A 14805-nucleotide genomic window follows, 5' to 3' on the forward strand; every position below is an offset into this window, starting at 1 on the left:
TACTGTTCGGACGACCCGACGGGCCTGTTGATCTGGGGGAATCCGATGCGCTCCACCACGCGCCGTACCGCGGCTTCGGCCGCACTGCTCCTGTCCGGTGTGCTGCTGCTCAGCGCGTGCGACTCCGGAACGGGCTCCGGAACCGGCTCCGGTTCCGGGTCCGCTTCGAGCACTTCGTCGAGCGGGGCGTCGAGCACGGCCTCCGGCCCGGCCGGAGGGTCGACCGCGTCTCCGGCCGCGTCCTCCACCGCCGTCGCAGCCCCCGGTGGCCCGACCGCGTCGGGCGCGCCGACCGCGGACGCGGCCGGCTGCCACAACCTGGTGGCCACCGCGGCCGTCAAGGCGGCCGTGACCCACGACTACGGGGCCGCGGTGAACCGCGGTCACATCACGCCGCGCCCGCACCAGTTCCTCTACGGCCAGTGCGGCGGCACCAGCTACGCCGCCAGCGCCTTCGACCTGACCCCGGGCGCGACCTACGGGGACCAGGTCGCCGCCCAGGACGACGGCAGCACCCGCAAGTACTTCTCGCTCGCCGCCAACGGCACCTGGACGCTGATCGGCAGCGCCGGCTTCCCCGACACGGGCGGCTGCCTCGCGCAGATCCCGCAGGCGCTCGCCACGGCGTGGGGTGGCTGCCACCCCGGGCAGCAGTGAGCTGAACCCCGACCGGCCGCGTCCTCAGCCCAGCAGGGACTCGATGACCTGGGCGACGCCGTCGTCGTCATGGCCCGCCGTGTGGTGGGTGGTCGCGGCCAGGACGTCCGGGTGGGCGTTGGCCACGGCGTAGGCGGTGCCGGCCCAGGCGAGCATCGGGAGGTCGTTGGGCATGTCGCCGATCGCCACGACGCGCTCGGCCGGGATGCGGCGCTCCGCGCACCAGCGGGCCAGTGCGCTCGCCTTGCTGACACCCGGCGCGCCGATCTCCAGCATCGCCACCGACGCCGAGCGGGTCACCTCGCCGAATTCGCCGACCAGCTCGCGGCCGATCCGCAGGAACTCGTCGGGGTCCATGCCGGGGTGCTTGGCCAGCAGCTTGAAGACCTGGTGACCGGCCGGGCCCGCGAGGATCTCCTCGGCCGGGGCGACCTGGTCGGCCGCGTCCATGTCCCACAGCGTGCGCGGGTAGTCGGGCTCGTGGGAGAAGCCGCCTGGGTACTCGAAGGCGAAGCTCACCTCCGGCAGCCCGCCGCGCAGCGCCAGCACCGCGGCGAGGGCGTCCTCCGCGCGCAGCGGGTGCGTCTCCAGCAGTTCCTGGCGGCGCACGTCGTAGAGCGCGCCGCCGTTGGAGCAGATCGCGACCCCGTGCGGGCCGATGGCCTTGGTGACCGCGCCCATCCAACGCGGCGGGCGGCCGGTGACGAAGACGATGCACACGCCCGCCTCCTCCGCCCGCCGCAGCGCGTCCTCGGTGCGGGCGGAGACGGTTCCGTCGCCGCGCAGCAGCGTGCCGTCGAGGTCGGTGGCGATGAGGGAGGGGATCACGGGTACATCCTCACATCCCGCGTCGTCGCTCCCGCGCAGCGCGGCTGCTTGATCGTCCGCGCGGGAGGCCGACGATGGGTCAGAATCACGGGGTGAGATTCGGCATCCTCGGCACCACACAGGCCTGGAACGACGACGGCGTCGAGCTCCCGCTCGGCGGCCCCGGCCGTCGCGCGCTGCTGGCGCTGCTGCTGCTGGACGCCGGCCGGACGGTCCCGACCGAGCGGCTGGTCGACGGCCTGTACGGGGAGGAGCCACCCGCCAACGTCGGCAACGCACTGCAGTCGCAGGTCTCCCGCCTGCGCGGAACACTGCGGCCGGTGGGCGTCGGCATCGAGGGCGGGCCCGGCGGCTACCGGGTGCTGACCGCTCCGGACGAGGTGGACGCGCATGCGTTCGCCCGCCTGCTGGCGGGCGGCGAGTCGGCGCTGGGCGGGGGCGACGCGGCGCAGGCCTTCACCGCGCTGACCGCGGCACTGGGGTTGTGGCGTGGCGAGCCGCTCTCCGATGTGGGCGGCGCGCCGTTCGCGGCGGGTCAGGTGGTCCGGCTGACGGAGCTGCGCCTCGCGGCCGTCGAGGCCCGAGCGGAGGCGGGGCTGGCGCTGGGGCGCGCCCGCGAGCTCATCGCGGAACTGCGCTCGGCGGTGGCCGAGGAGCCGCTGCGCGAGCCGCTGACCGCGCTGCTGATGCGCGCGCTCTACGCGTCCGACCGCCCGTCCGACGCGCTCGCGGCCCACGCCGCCCTCCGCGACACCCTCGCCGACGCCCTCGGCACCGACCCGAGCCCGGAACTCGCCGACCTCCACCTCGCCATCCTCCGCGCCGACCCGTCCCTCCGCGCGCCCCGTGCGGCCGCGGGCGGCGGGGGTTCGGCGGCGCGGGCGGGTGTCGCCGGTGCAGGCGGGGGCCAGGCCGAGGCGGGCGGTTCGGCCGGGGGCTCGTCGCCCGCTACGCCGGGCTCAGGCCACGCGAGTTCCGCCGCGCCGGGCTCCGCCGACACGGCCGCAGTGCCCGGGCTGGGTGCCGCCGAGACCGACTCGTGGCACGGCGGAGCAAGATCGCAAGATGCGCCACGTGGAGAATTTGGTGATCTTGGTCCCGGCGCCACGCCGCCCAGCCTCGCCCTGCCCAGGCCGCTGACCAGCTTCGTCGGCCGTGAGGCCGACCTCGACGGGCTCGCCGGGGCGCTTCGTCGCGCCCGGCTGGTGACGCTGACCGGCCCCGGCGGGACCGGTAAGACCCGGCTCGCGCTGGAGGCCGCCGCCCGGTACTCCGGCGCCGGGGGCGCCTGCTTCGTCGACCTGTCGCGGGTCGTCGACGCCGCGGGCCTTGGCACAACGCTGCTCGGCGCGCTCGGCGTGCGCGAGGCCGGGGTGCTCGCCGCCGCCGGGCCCGGTAGCGGGGACGCCGTGGACCGGATCGCGCCCGCGCTCGCGCGCCGCGGCGACCTGCTGCTGGTGCTGGACAATTGCGAGCAGATCATCGCCGAGTCGGCCGCGCTCACCGAGCAACTGCTGCTCGCCTGCCCGCAGCTGCGGGTCCTCGCCACCAGCCGCGAGCCGCTCGCCGTGCCGGGCGAGAACGTCCGTCCGCTGCAGCCGCTGCCCGTCCAGGAGGCGCTGCGCCTCTTCGCCGAGCGCGCCGCCGCCGTCCGTCCCGGCTTGGACTCCGAAGCCCTTGACCCCGCTGCCCCCGACAACGCAACGCGCGACGCTGCGACCGCCGAAGACGTGGCCGCCGTCGCCGAGATCTGCCGCCGCCTGGACGGCCTGCCGCTCGCGATCGAGCTCGCCGCGGCGCGGCTGCGGCTGCTGACCCCGCGCCAGATCGCCGACCGTCTCGACGACCGGTTCCGGCTGCTGACCGGTGGGAGCCGCACCGCGCAGCCGCGTCAGCAGACGCTGCGGGCCGTCGTCGACTGGAGCTGGGACCTGCTGCCGGAGGCCGAGCGGACCCTGCTGCGCCGGGTCTCCGTCTTCTCCGGTGGCTGGAGCCTCGCCGCCGCCGAGGTGGTCTGCGCGACCGGTCCCGACACGCTCGACCTGCTCGGCGCGCTCGTCGACAAGTCCCTCGTCGTCGCCTACCAGCCGGCCGGCGCGGGCGAGATGCGCTACCGGATGCTGGAGACCGTCCGCGCCTACGCCGCCGACCAGCTCGCCGCCGCCGACGAGGACCGGGAGCGCGCCGACGCGCACCTCGCCTACTTCCTGCACCTGGCTGAGACGGCGGAGCCGCTCCTGCGCACCGCGGACCAACTCGACTGGCTCGCGCGGCTCACCGCCGACCACGGCAACCTCGACGCCGCGCTGCGGCACGCGACCGCCACCGACACCGACCGCGCTCTCGACCTGCTGGCCTGCCTCTCCAGCTACTGGATGCTGCGCGGCCTGCGCACCGAGGGCCGACTGCCCGCGCAGCGGCTCCTCGCCGCGATCGGCGGGGTCATCCCGCCGGGCCGCGAGCAGCAGTTCGTGCTGGCGGTGCTGGCCGCGATCTCCGGCGGCCTGGACACCCCGGAGCTGGCCGCGTACATCGAGACCTGCCGTCCGGTGATGAACCGGCTGATGTTCGAGCACCCGCTGCGCTTCCCGTACCTGGTGGTGCTCTGGGCCCCGTTCGTCGGGGTACCGGACGACGTGTCGGTGGTCGAGCAGAACAGGCTCGCCGACGAGATCCTCACCGACCCCTGGTACCGCTCGCTGCTCCACTTCGGCCTGGCCTTCCAGCACTGGTTCCTGCACGCGGACGCGGCCGCGGCCGAGCGGGAGCTGACGCAGGGCCTGCGCGGCTTCGAGGAGCAGGGCGACCGCTGGGGCATGGTGATGTCACTCATGGAGCTGGCCCGTGCCCGCGGCCGTCAGGGCGATCGCGCCGGCGCCTCCGCCTGTACGGACCGGGCGCTGGAGCTGGCGGGGGAGCTGGACTCGCCGGAGGACATGGCGGAACTGCTCTGGAGCCGCTCGGAGCTGAGCCTGCGCGCGGACGACCTCGCCTCGGCGGAGGGGGACCTCAAGCGCGCGGTCGCGCTGGTGGAGCCCTTCGGCGTCAGCGACAACCTGGCGTGCGCGCGCCTGGGCCTGGCCCAGGTCGCCCGCAGGCGCGGCGAGTTCGCCGCGGCACGGGAGCTGTGCGCGCAGGCGCTGGCCAGTCGGCTCGTCGGCTGGTCCAGCGGCGAGGGCGTCCAGGCGTCGGTCCTGTTGGAGCTGGCCCGGGTCGACCTTGCCCAGGCGGAGCTCCCCGCGGCCCGCGCGCGCCTGCGGGAGGCGGCGTCCGTCCTGCGCGACGGTCGCAACCTCCCCACCTACGGCGAACTCGCCTCCGTCCTCGCCGACTTCGCCCTGCACGAGGGCCGAGCTGACGACGCGGCGGAGCTGCGCGGCGTGGCCACCGTCCTGGACCCGGTCGTCCCAACGACCCCGACGGACGCGGCTTCCCCTGCCTTCACCCGCGGCGCCGCCCACTCCCCCCGCGCCGCGGTCGCCTTCGTGACTTCGGTCGTTGGCAACTCGTAAAGGGCGCGAGGAACTGCGCGACCAGCCACTGACGAGCAGATGGTCCTCAACGCGCAGAGCCATCCGCACGTCAGTGGTCTCTCACAGTGCAACGTCCCCGTCAGCGGCCGGTGCGCGCGCGGTCAGCGCGCGGTGCGGGCCAGGCGGGACCGTCGGGGCATGACACCGACAGCGAACCTCTCGGCGGCCCGCAAGTGGGGCACCCTCGCCATCTGCTGCGTCGCATCCCTCGTGCTCGGGATCGACAACACCGTGGTCAACCTCGCCTTCCCGCACCTCGTGCGGGACATGCACCCGAGCAGCACCCAGCTGCTGTGGATCGCCGACGCCTACGGCTTCGCCCTCGGCGGGCTGGTGATCGTCATGGGGAGCCTCGGCGACCGCTTCGGGCGAAAGCGGCTGCTGCTCCTCGGCGGCGTCGGCTTCGCCCTCGCGTCCGCGCTGACCGCCGAGGCCCCGAGCGCCGGCTGGCTGATCGCCGCACGGGCACTGCAGGGCGTCGCGGGGGCGACGCTGATGCCGTCGACGCTCTCGCTGGTCCGCAACGCGTTCACGGATCCGAAGCAGCGCACCATGGCGATGGGCATCTCGGGTGGCGTCGCCGCGGCCGGCTTCGCGCTGGGACCGGTGGTCGGCGGGCCGCTGCTGGACCACTTCTGGTGGGGCTCCGTGTTCCTGATCAACGTGCCGGTGATGGCCGCCGTCCTGATCGCGGGTTCGCTCTTGCTGGTCGAGTCGCGCAACCCGAACCCCGGACGGATCGACTGGCGCAGCGTGCCGCTCTCCTCCCTCGGCGTCGTCGCGACCGTCTACGCGCTCAAGACCGCGGCCCGTGACGGTCTCGACCGACCGGACGTGTGGATCAGCGCCGCACTGGGCGTCGCCCTCCTCGTCGGCTTCGTCGCGCGTCAGCGCCGTGCCGCCAACCCCCTGATGGACGTGGCGCTGCTGCGCAGCCGTGGCTTCTCCGGGGCGATCGGTGCAAACGCGCTGAGCATCTTCGCGCTCGCCGCGCAGTCGCTCGCGGCCTCGCTCTACTTCCAGGACGTGCGCGGCTACTCGCCGATGGGCACCGGCTTCGCGCTGCTGCTCGGGCCGGTCGGCGCGATGGTGACCGGGCCGCTGTGCCCGGTGGCGGTGAGGGCGCTGGGCCGGGCCAGGGCCGTCGGCGTCGGGCTGGTGCTGATGGCACTGTCCTGCTTCGGCTACCTGCTGGTGGGCGTCGCCTCCGACTACTGGGTGATGGGCGCGGTCATGTTCGTCTCCGGGCTCGGCATCGGCCTGGTCTTCGGGATCTCCGGCGACACCATGCTGGCGAGCGCTCCCAAGGAGCGGGCGGGCGCGGCGAGCGCGGTCGAGTCGACCGCCACGGAGCTGGGCGGCGCGCTCGGCATCGCGGTCCTGGGCAGTCTGCTCACCGCCGTCTACCGGCAGCAGCTGACGCCGCCGGCGGGCGTTCCGGCCCAGGCGGCCGCGGCCGCGCACGAGTCGATCGGCGGTGCGGTCGCCGTCGCGCCCACGCTGCCGGCCCCGCTCGGGCTCGGGCTGAACGCGGCCGCGCAGCAGGCCTTCGTGGACGGCTTCCACGCGATCGTCGCCGGCGGCGGACTGGTGCTGCTGCTCGGCGCCGGCTTGGTGGTCCGTCGCTTGCGCGGCGTTCCGGCCGTCATCGCCGACCAGGACGCGGCCCCGCGCCAGGACGTCGGCCCCAGCGTGGGTCGCGGCGTCTGCCCCGGCAACGCTCCCGCTGACGCCCGCGCCGACCGTCCGGCCGCCGCCACGCCGCTCGGGTGACACCGGGCGGCAACTCCGCCGACGGACGGGGCTGTTCTCCCCCCGACTGGGGGGAGAACAGTCTTGTCCGTTTCGTCCTGCAGGCGTGGCCAAACGGTGTAGAGGACGCTAGGGTCCAGCCTCGTGCACCCCGGAATGAGCGCCACCGACGACACCGTCGAGATGGCTCCGACACCCCCCGATCGGCGGGTTCCGGAGCGGCCGGTCTTCGTCGACGCGTCCGGCCGCCGGCAGCGCAACGTGCGCCGAGCCGGGCGGATCCTCGTCGTGCCTGCGGTGGCCTACGTCGGGCTGTTGGTGAGCACCCTGCTCGGCGGGCCGACCATCAGCATCCCGGGCCTGCCGCTCCCCGCCGGGCCGCACACCGCCCAGGGCCACGACGTCGGTCGGCACGCCCGTACGGGCGGCGGCCCCGATGGATCGCCGACCGCCGCGGCGGGCTCGGGGGGCGTCGTCGCGCCCGGTGCGAGCGCGGGGGCCCACGCGCCCGGCACTACCGGATCGCAACCCTCCGGCGGCGCGACCGCCACGACGCCCGGTGCGACCGCGAGCGCCTCCGCGACGAAGCCCGGTTCCGTGCACGGGCACGGCAAGCCGACCGCGTCCCCGCCCGGGGCCTCGCACCGTCCGACCAAGAAGGCCACAGCACAAGCCCGATGAGCAACCAACCCGCCTCGTCCCACCCCGCGGCGTCCGGTGGCAAGAGCCGCCGACGCCGGCACGCGACGGTCCGCCAGGTCCCGCTGCGCACGCACTGGCTGCTGCTCGGCACCATGGTGGTGACGCTGACCCTGGCGCTGCTGATCGAGGGCTACACCCAGCACATGTTCGGCAGCACTCCCGACGGCGCGGGCATGGTGCAGGGCCCCTCGGGACAGGTGCCCGCCTCGGTCGGCAACGGGGACCCGGTGATCTCCCCGCAGGGCGGTACCGGCGGCACGCCGCGCACCGCGCGCCCGCGGCCCGGCACCATCGCGCTGACCTTCGACGACGGCCCGGACTCCAAGTGGACCCCGCAGATCCTCGCGGTGCTGCGCAGGCACCACGTGAACGCGACCTTCTTCGAGATCGGCGAGAACGTCGCCGAGAACCCGGACCTCGCCCGCCAGGTCGTCGCGGACGGCAACGAGATCGGCGTGCACACCTTCACCCACCCCAACCTGGGCCTGATCCCGGCCTGGCAGCGCACGCTGCAGTTGCGTGAGGCCCAGCTGGCCATCGCGGGCGCGACGGGTGAGACGACGACGCTGCTGCGTCCGCCGTACTCGGCCGGCAACGACTCCGTCGACGACGCCGACTGGACCGCGATCCAGCAGGCGGGCCGCGAGGGCTACCTGACGGTGCTCACCACTCAGGACACCGAGGACTGGCAGCGCCCCGGCGTCGCGAAGATCGTCAAGAACGGCGCCGTGCCCGGGGTGAAGAACGGCAGGCTGCCGACGGGCCAGGTCCTCCTGATGCACGACGCGGGCGGCGACCGCTCGCAGTCCGTCACGGCGTTGGACCAGCTGCTGACCCAGTACCAGGCCGAGGGCCTGACCGTCGGCACGGTCAGCGCGACGGCGGGGCTGGCCGCGCCGATGACCAAGGCCTCGGCGGTCGACCACTGGCTGGGCCTGGCCCTGATCTGGGTGCTGCTGCTGAGCCACTGGCTGCTGACCGTCATTGGCTGGTTCATGATCGCGGCTGGTGTGCTCAGCGTGCTGCGCGCGGTCGTCTCCGTGATCGCGGCCCGGCGCCACAAGAGGATGGCCGCTTACGGCTGGGGCGATCCGGTGACGGAGCCCGTCACGGTCATCGTGCCCGCCTACAACGAGAGCGCGGGCATCGAGGCGGCCGTCCGCTCGCTGGTCGCGCAGGACCACCCGGTGGAGATCCTCGTCGTGGACGACGGCTCCTCGGACGGAACCGCCGACATCGCCGAGTCGCTGGGCCTGCCGGGCGTGCGGGTGATCCGCAAGGAGAACGGCGGCAAGCCGTCCGCGCTCAACGCCGGCATCGCCGCCGCTTCCTTCGACCTGCTGGTGATGGTCGACGGCGACACCGTCTTCGAGCCGGACGCGGTGCGCAAGCTGATCCAGCCCTTCGCGGACCCGCGCGTCGGCGCCGTCTCCGGCAACGCCAAGGTGGTCAACCGCGGTGGTCTGCTGGGCCGGTGGCAGCACATCGAGTACGTGGTCGGGTTCAACCTGGACCGGCGCCTGTTCGACCTGGCCGAGTGCATGCCGACCGTCCCCGGCGCGGTGGGCGGCTTCCGCCGCGAGGCGCTGGAGCGCGTCGGCGGTGTCGCGGAGGACACCCTCGCCGAGGACACCGACCTGACCATGGCGCTGTGCCGCGACGGCTGGCGCGTCGTCTACGAGGAAGGCGCGGTCGCCTGGACCGAGGCCCCGGCCTCCCTGGGCGCCCTGTGGCGACAGCGCTACCGCTGGTGCTACGGCACGATGCAGGCGATGTGGAAGCACCGCGGCGCCATCGTCCAGCGCGGCGCCGCCGGCAAGCTGGGCCGCCGCGGCCTCGGCTACCTGCTGCTCTTCCAGGTCCTACTGCCGCTGCTGGCCCCGGTGGTCGACATCTTCGCCCTCTACGGGCTGGTCTTCCTCAATCCGCTGCACGTGATCGGGCTCTGGCTCGGCTTCATGCTGCTGCAGTTCCTGATGGGCCTGTACGCGTTCCGCCTGGACGGGGAACGCGCGGGGCCGCTGTGGAGCCTGCCGCTGCAGCAGTTCGTCTACCGGCAGTTGATGTACCTGGTGGTCATCCAGTCGGCGGTGACGGCGGTCGCCGGCGTCCGCCTGCGCTGGCAGCGCATGGAACGCTACGGCTCCCTCCAGGCCCCGACCGGCCTGGACACCCCCGTCGCGACCTACACCCACTCGACCCCGGGCACCCGCCGCACCAACATCCCGATCCCACCCCCACCGCACCACCCCAACGAACTCGCCGAATCCTGGCTGGCGGCAGCGGCCGGCGCGGACCGCTCGGAGGACTACTACGAGCAGCCCAACTACCCGTACACGGAGTACGACTACCGCGACCGCGTGGGCCGGCCGGACCTCTGAGCCGGGCGGCTGATGGCCGCGCGCGCGGAGGACCAACTCGACCATGCGGACGAAGGAGACACGCCAATGACCTTCATGTTCGGGGGTCGGCCCGACCGTTCGCCGGCGTGAGCCGGTCGAGCCTGAAGAGGCGGATGACGAGGATGAGCCGGGTCCGCACGGCAACAGGATTTCAGAGTGGAGCATTTCGTTTGAGGCGATGGAGACTTTTTTCGCCCGTCTTGGTGCATGACAGCCCGGGACGGTCCCCACGCCGACGCCACCGCCGAGCGGGCACGCGCGGTGGACGCGGCCTTCGACCGCGGTGATCCGGAGGTCGGCACCGCCGTGGTCGAACTGGTGCTGTCCGGCGCCGACTTCGAGGTGGCTGCGCCCAGGGTGGAGCGGGCGCTGCGGGCCGAGGAGGAGACGGTCCGTCGACTTGGCCAGGTGGCGGCGGGCGACCTGGCCCGCCCCGTTCCGGGCCCTCCATGGCTGGTTCCGTTACCAGTCGCTCCGGCTTTCCTCGAGCAACTACGTCCAGGGACGCCTGCTCCGCCTCTGGAAGACACCTGGGAAACCGTGCGTGACCGCCTGAGCCGCCGTGGCTAGCGGTGGCCCGGTCAGGTGGTCACGCAGGTCAGCGGGGACAGAGCTCTCGGGTCAGGGCGTCCCGTAAGGTCGGTGGCATGCGTCTGAGCACGGTGATCCTCCCCATCCACCGGTGGAGCGAGGGACAGAAGATCTGGCAGCGGGCCGAGGAACTCGGCTTCCACGCCGCGTACACCTATGACCACCTCACCTGGCGGTCGTTCCAGAACGACCCGTGGTTCGGCGCGGTGCCGACCCTCACCGCGGCCGCGTGCGCGACCGAGCGGCTGCGGCTCGGCACGCTCGTCACCTCGCCGAACTTCCGGCACCCGGTGACGCTGGCCAAGGAGCTGATGACGCTCGACGACATCTCCGGCGGGCGGATCACCGTCGGCATCGGGGTCGGTGGGACCGGGTTCGACGCGACCGCGTTCGGGCAGGAGCCGTGGACGCCGCGGGAGCGGGCGGACCGGTTCGACGAGTTCCTGCCGCTGCTGGACAAGCTGCTCACGCAGGACGAGACCACCGACGAGGGACGGTTCTTCTCGGCGATCGAGGCCCGGAACATCCCCGGCTGTGTGCAGCGGCCCCGGGTGCCGTTCTACGTCGCGGCCACCGGGCCGCGCGGGCTGAAGCTGGCCGCGAAGTACGGGCAGGGCTGGGTCACCTACGGCGACCCGCGCGGCCCCGGCGACGTGCCGGTCGACCAGGCGCCGGCCGTGATCGAGGCCCAGCTCGGCAAGCTGCGGGCAGCCTGCGAGGCCGAGGGCCGGGACTTCGGCGGCATCCAGAAGATGCTGCTGCAGGGGTCCACCGTGGAGCAGCCGCTCGCGTCGCTGGACGCCTTCGTCGACTGGGCCGGCACCTACCGTGACCTCGGCATCGACGAGGTCGTGGTCCACTGGCCGGTCCCGGACTCGATCTTCGAGAACGACCTCTCCGTCTTCGAGCAGATCGCCACCGAAGGCCTCGCGCAGCTCGGCTGAGCGCGCCGCGCTCGGCAGACTGTCCCCGTGCTGCTCACCCTCACCGGCGGTCCCGGTGCCGGCAAGACGACCCTGGCCCTGGCCCTCGCGGCGACTCCCGAGGGGCAGGGCGCGGTGCTGCTGCACGGTGACGACTATTTCGTCACCGACACCTCCCGCGGCGTCTGGCGCCCCGACCCGCAGGGCGTCCCCCGCCTCGACGTCGGCGACCCGGCGTCGCTGGACTGGGACCGCTGGGAGCGCGACGTCACCGCCGCCCTGCACGGCGGGCGGCGCCCGGTGATCGCCGACGGCCTGTTCGCCGCGGCGACGGCCGCCGGGCGCGAAAGCCCGGGCCGCCTGGACGTGTTCGTGGACCTCGACGCGGACCTGCGGCTGGTGCGGAAGATCCAGCGCAAGTGCGTCCAGGGTGACTTCCCTCTGGACGTGCTGCTGCGCAACTACACCGAGGCGCGCCGCGACGCCTTCACGTGCCATGTCGAGCCGTTGCGTGAGCGCTGCGCGATGGTGGTCGACGGTGCGCGCCCGGCGGCTGACAATGCGGCGGACGTATGGGCCGCGTGGGTCCGGATGTCCGGACTTCCGGAGATTCCCGCAGCGAATGGCAGGGCATTCGGGAGATGTGACCGAGAAACAGGTCTCGATCCCGTAAACAACTTTGGCCGTTCCTGTGAGGACCGGCATACTCGCAGCTCGCAGGCCACGTGCTGAGTCCTTCGCACGCCGCCTGACTCATGGACTGTGCACTGTGGGGGAATTTGTCATGCCCGATGCTCCCGTTCCTCCGGAGCTGTTCTCTGGAGGAACTGTGGAATCTGAAGACATGTCCGACGCCACCCCCGAGCCGGGGCGGCGCAAGGGCGCCACGATCGCCGTGGGTGCGGCGGTCTGGCTGGCGATCGCCGGAGGATCTGCCGCGATCGCCGCGAACATGGGCGGCGCTGGGGTCGCCGTCGCCGCGGCGGTGCCGAGCGCGTCTGCGTCCGCCTCCACCTCGGCGTCCGCGACGGCCGCGCCGTCGCTGCCCGCGGAGACGCCGACGCCCACGCCGAGCCCGAGCTCGACCGTCAAGGGCTACGTCAACGGCTCGACGCACAGCGGCGATCTGCGCTTCTTCCTGCTGCCCGTGCCGGACGACGCACTCGCCTACGGCGACACCGACGGCACCGCCGAGAGCCTCTCGGACATCGCCAAGCAGATGGACAACTCCTCCACCAGCAAGAGCATCCTGCAGCAGTACGGCTGCTCGGGCGGCGCCTACCGGATCTACCGGACCAACGACGGGCAGTACACGGTGACCGCCCGCCTGATCCACTTCGACGGCTCGGGCCACGCCGCCGACTGGGTCTCCGGCCTGACCTTCGGTCACGGCAACAGCTTCGACGTCTCGGGGATCTCCGACGCCAAGGGCCTCGCGATCAACCCGACCGACAGCAACGGCGTCGGCACGCTGATGGGCCTCTCGCACGTCGGGGATGTGGAGTACGAGATCGACGTCGAGGGCACCGGATCCCTCGACCACTCCCTGCTCACGCCGTTGATGCAGCGTGAGGAAAAGCTGCTCGAAACCGGCCGCTGACCGAAGAACTGGAGGAAGAGTGAGCTCTCCCACGCCCGCCGAGCCGGGCCCGGAGCCGGCGGCCGAGCCCGACGCCACGGAGGCCATCGAGGCCACCGAGGCCACGTCCGACGTGCCCGACATGCCCGACGCGTCCGTCACCGCCGAGTCCCGGCCGCGGGGTCGGACCGCGAAGATCATGGCCGCCGTCGTCGCCCTCGGCATCCTCGGCGGCGCCGGCACCGGCTACGCCGTGCAGGCCGCGCGCAAGCCGACTCCGCTGCCGCCGCTGGCCGCGACCCAGCCCGCGTACCCCTCGGCGCACCGCGCCGCCCCGGCGCTCACCGCGTCCGAGGACGACATGGTCAAGACCGACGGGGACCTGACCAAACTGCTCGTGCCGATCCCCTCCGGGGGCAAGCCCTGGACCACGCCGCCCAGCAGCGACGGCTGGTACGACCTCTACTCGCTCGCGTCGAACTACACCAAGCCCGCCGCCGAGATGAAGTACCAGCTGGAGCACGGCTTCCGGCGCGCCGCGGTGCAGACGTGGATGCAGGGCAGCGTCTCGTACGAGGTCGACCTCATCCAGTACCGGCACGACAAGGAGGAGTCGACGCAGCAGTTCATCCAGGACCAGGTGCAGTACGCCACGACCGACACCAACGTCTCCATGCCGCTCACGCTGCCGCACAGCACGGCCGAGTACGGCGTGTACGCGGGCCCCAAGGTGCTGCACCACGACGACGGTTCGAGCTACTACCGCGCCTACGGCTACGCCGCGCACGGTGACGTGGTCGTGGTGATCTACGTCTTCTCGCCGGACCGGATCGCCCCCGCGCCGCTGCTGACCCTGCTGCAGAACCAGATGGAGCGACTGTGACCGACGACCTCGACGTCCCGGACGTCCCCGACGTCCCCGACGTCCCCGGTGTCCCGGACGTCCCGGCTGCGCCGGATCGGCCGACCGGCCGACTGCCGCGGCTGGTCGCGCTGGGCGCGGCCTTCGTGCTCTCCGCGGTGGGTGTCGGCACCGCCGTGGGCTACTTCGGTCTGCGTGACCACGCGGCCCCGAAGCCGGTCGCGCAGGCGACGGCGCCCGCCAAGCCCGGCTATGGCGCGCACAGCGACGGGGACCACTTCGGCGCGCTGAGCGACCTGCTGCTGCCGGTCCCCGCCGGGTACGACTTCGGCCCGGACGACGGCGGGCTGGGCGACAACTCCGTGCTGACACGCGACCAGTACCAGAAGATGTTCAGCAGCGACTTCTCGGCTCTGGGCGCTACGGGGCGGGACTACCTCCGCAACCAGCTGGACCTCGACCACGTGCTGGGGTACGCGGTCCGCACCTACACCGACGACAGCGAGCTGGTCGTCAAGATCACGCTGTTGCAGGAGAACCAGCAGGTGGCCAAGCGGATGGCGAGCCTGGGCAAGTACCTCGCGGACCAGACCGGCGCGTTCCGGGCCGGCCCGAGCGTCCCCGGCCACCCCGAGGCGCACTGCTACCTGCCGCCCACCACCCCCAACGACCCACTGGACCAGCTCAGCTGCGACGACTACGTGGGCGACATGCTGGTCAGCGTCGAGGCCTACGGTCCGGCTCCGCTCGACCAGCAGTCCGTCGCGTCGCTGATGGCGCAGCAACTGTCCCGACTCGCGATCCCGGCGGCCCAGATATGACCGACGACCCGACCCCCACCACCCCCGAACCCTCCTCCGCCGACGCCGCACCGGCGGACGAGACCCCGGCCGCTGCAGCCCCGCTCGACCCGGAGCCGGTCGCGCCGGAGCCGCTGCCGGAGCCCGGGTCGCAGCCCACGGCGGAGCCGACCACC

The 14805-nt window shown here is 73.2% G+C and carries 11 protein-coding genes and 1 pseudogene; 11 read left to right on the forward strand and 1 reads right to left on the reverse strand.

Annotated elements, in window-relative coordinates; all coding sequences use genetic code 11:
* Positions 1-45: 45 nt before the first annotated feature.
* On the forward strand, positions 46-657 hold the full coding sequence (locus DN069_RS34290) for a hypothetical protein (RefSeq protein WP_111507150.1): 612 nt from the start codon (positions 46-48) through the stop codon (positions 655-657).
* Positions 658-681: 24 nt separating this feature from the next.
* Here DN069_RS34290 and DN069_RS34295 read toward each other — a convergent pair whose 3' ends face one another.
* Entirely contained in the window at positions 682-1485 is an 804-nt protein-coding gene (locus tag DN069_RS34295; RefSeq protein ID WP_243640151.1) for an HAD family hydrolase, read from the reverse strand.
* Positions 1486-1577: 92 nt separating this feature from the next.
* Between DN069_RS34295 and DN069_RS34300 the strand changes: the two genes are divergently transcribed.
* The 10 genes and pseudogenes from DN069_RS34300 to DN069_RS34345 all read left to right on the forward strand — a co-directional run bounded on the left by DN069_RS34300 (position 1578) and on the right by DN069_RS34345 (position 14650).
* Positions 1578-4997: an AfsR/SARP family transcriptional regulator gene (locus tag DN069_RS34300; RefSeq protein WP_165845770.1), complete on the forward strand. Its 3420-nt coding sequence runs from the start codon at positions 1578-1580 to the stop codon at positions 4995-4997.
* A gap of 159 nt (positions 4998-5156) precedes the next feature.
* Complete coding sequence (locus DN069_RS34305) at positions 5157-6791, forward strand: MFS transporter (protein ID WP_111507163.1); 1635 nt, start codon at positions 5157-5159, stop codon at positions 6789-6791.
* A 135-nt stretch (positions 6792-6926) separates the two neighbouring features.
* Entirely contained in the window at positions 6927-7451 is a 525-nt protein-coding gene (locus tag DN069_RS34310) for a hypothetical protein (protein WP_111507152.1), read from the forward strand.
* Entirely contained in the window at positions 7448-9853 is a 2406-nt protein-coding gene (locus DN069_RS34315) for a bifunctional polysaccharide deacetylase/glycosyltransferase family 2 protein (protein ID WP_111507153.1), read from the forward strand. Before DN069_RS34310 ends, DN069_RS34315 begins: the two co-directional genes overlap by 4 nt.
* A 228-nt stretch (positions 9854-10081) precedes the next feature.
* Positions 10082-10444: a hypothetical protein gene (locus DN069_RS34320; RefSeq protein WP_111507154.1), complete on the forward strand. Its 363-nt coding sequence runs from the start codon at positions 10082-10084 to the stop codon at positions 10442-10444.
* Between the two features lie 77 nt (positions 10445-10521).
* On the forward strand, positions 10522-11409 hold the full coding sequence (locus DN069_RS34325; protein ID WP_111507155.1) for an LLM class flavin-dependent oxidoreductase: 888 nt from the start codon (positions 10522-10524) through the stop codon (positions 11407-11409).
* A gap of 24 nt (positions 11410-11433) precedes the next feature.
* Positions 11434-12120 (forward strand): annotated as a pseudogene (locus tag DN069_RS34330) (hypothetical protein); the annotation flags it as partial.
* Positions 12121-12232: 112 nt separating this feature from the next.
* A complete protein-coding gene (locus DN069_RS34335; protein WP_111507157.1) occupies positions 12233-12988 on the forward strand; it encodes a hypothetical protein in 756 nt (251 codons plus the stop codon).
* Between the two features lie 19 nt (positions 12989-13007).
* Positions 13008-13850, forward strand: a complete 843-nt coding sequence (locus DN069_RS34340) for a hypothetical protein (RefSeq protein WP_111507158.1) — start codon at positions 13008-13010, stop codon at positions 13848-13850.
* A complete protein-coding gene (locus tag DN069_RS34345; RefSeq protein ID WP_111507159.1) occupies positions 13847-14650 on the forward strand; it encodes a hypothetical protein in 804 nt (267 codons plus the stop codon). Before DN069_RS34340 ends, DN069_RS34345 begins: the two co-directional genes overlap by 4 nt.
* The last annotated feature ends 155 nt before the right edge of the window (positions 14651-14805 follow it).

It is taken from the genome of Streptacidiphilus pinicola, assembly GCF_003258295.1.
GTDB classification, from domain to species: Bacteria; Actinomycetota; Actinomycetes; order Streptomycetales; family Streptomycetaceae; genus Streptacidiphilus; species Streptacidiphilus pinicola.

Bases quoted from the DNA above. Each gene is read 5' to 3' on its own strand.
- DN069_RS34320 (WP_111507154.1), top strand. From the start codon at position 10,082: ATGACAGCCCGGGACGGTCCCCACGCCGACGCCACCGCCGAGCGGGCA.
- DN069_RS34290 (WP_111507150.1), top strand. From the start codon at position 46: ATGCGCTCCACCACGCGCCGTACCGCGGCTTCGGCCGCACTGCTCCTG.
- DN069_RS34310 (WP_111507152.1), top strand. From the start codon at position 6,927: ATGAGCGCCACCGACGACACCGTCGAGATGGCTCCGACACCCCCCGAT.
- DN069_RS34315 (WP_111507153.1), top strand. From the start codon at position 7,448: ATGAGCAACCAACCCGCCTCGTCCCACCCCGCGGCGTCCGGTGGCAAG.
- DN069_RS34325 (WP_111507155.1), top strand. From the start codon at position 10,522: ATGCGTCTGAGCACGGTGATCCTCCCCATCCACCGGTGGAGCGAGGGA.
- DN069_RS34335 (WP_111507157.1), top strand. From the start codon at position 12,233: ATGTCCGACGCCACCCCCGAGCCGGGGCGGCGCAAGGGCGCCACGATC.
- DN069_RS34305 (WP_111507163.1), top strand. From the start codon at position 5,157: ATGACACCGACAGCGAACCTCTCGGCGGCCCGCAAGTGGGGCACCCTC.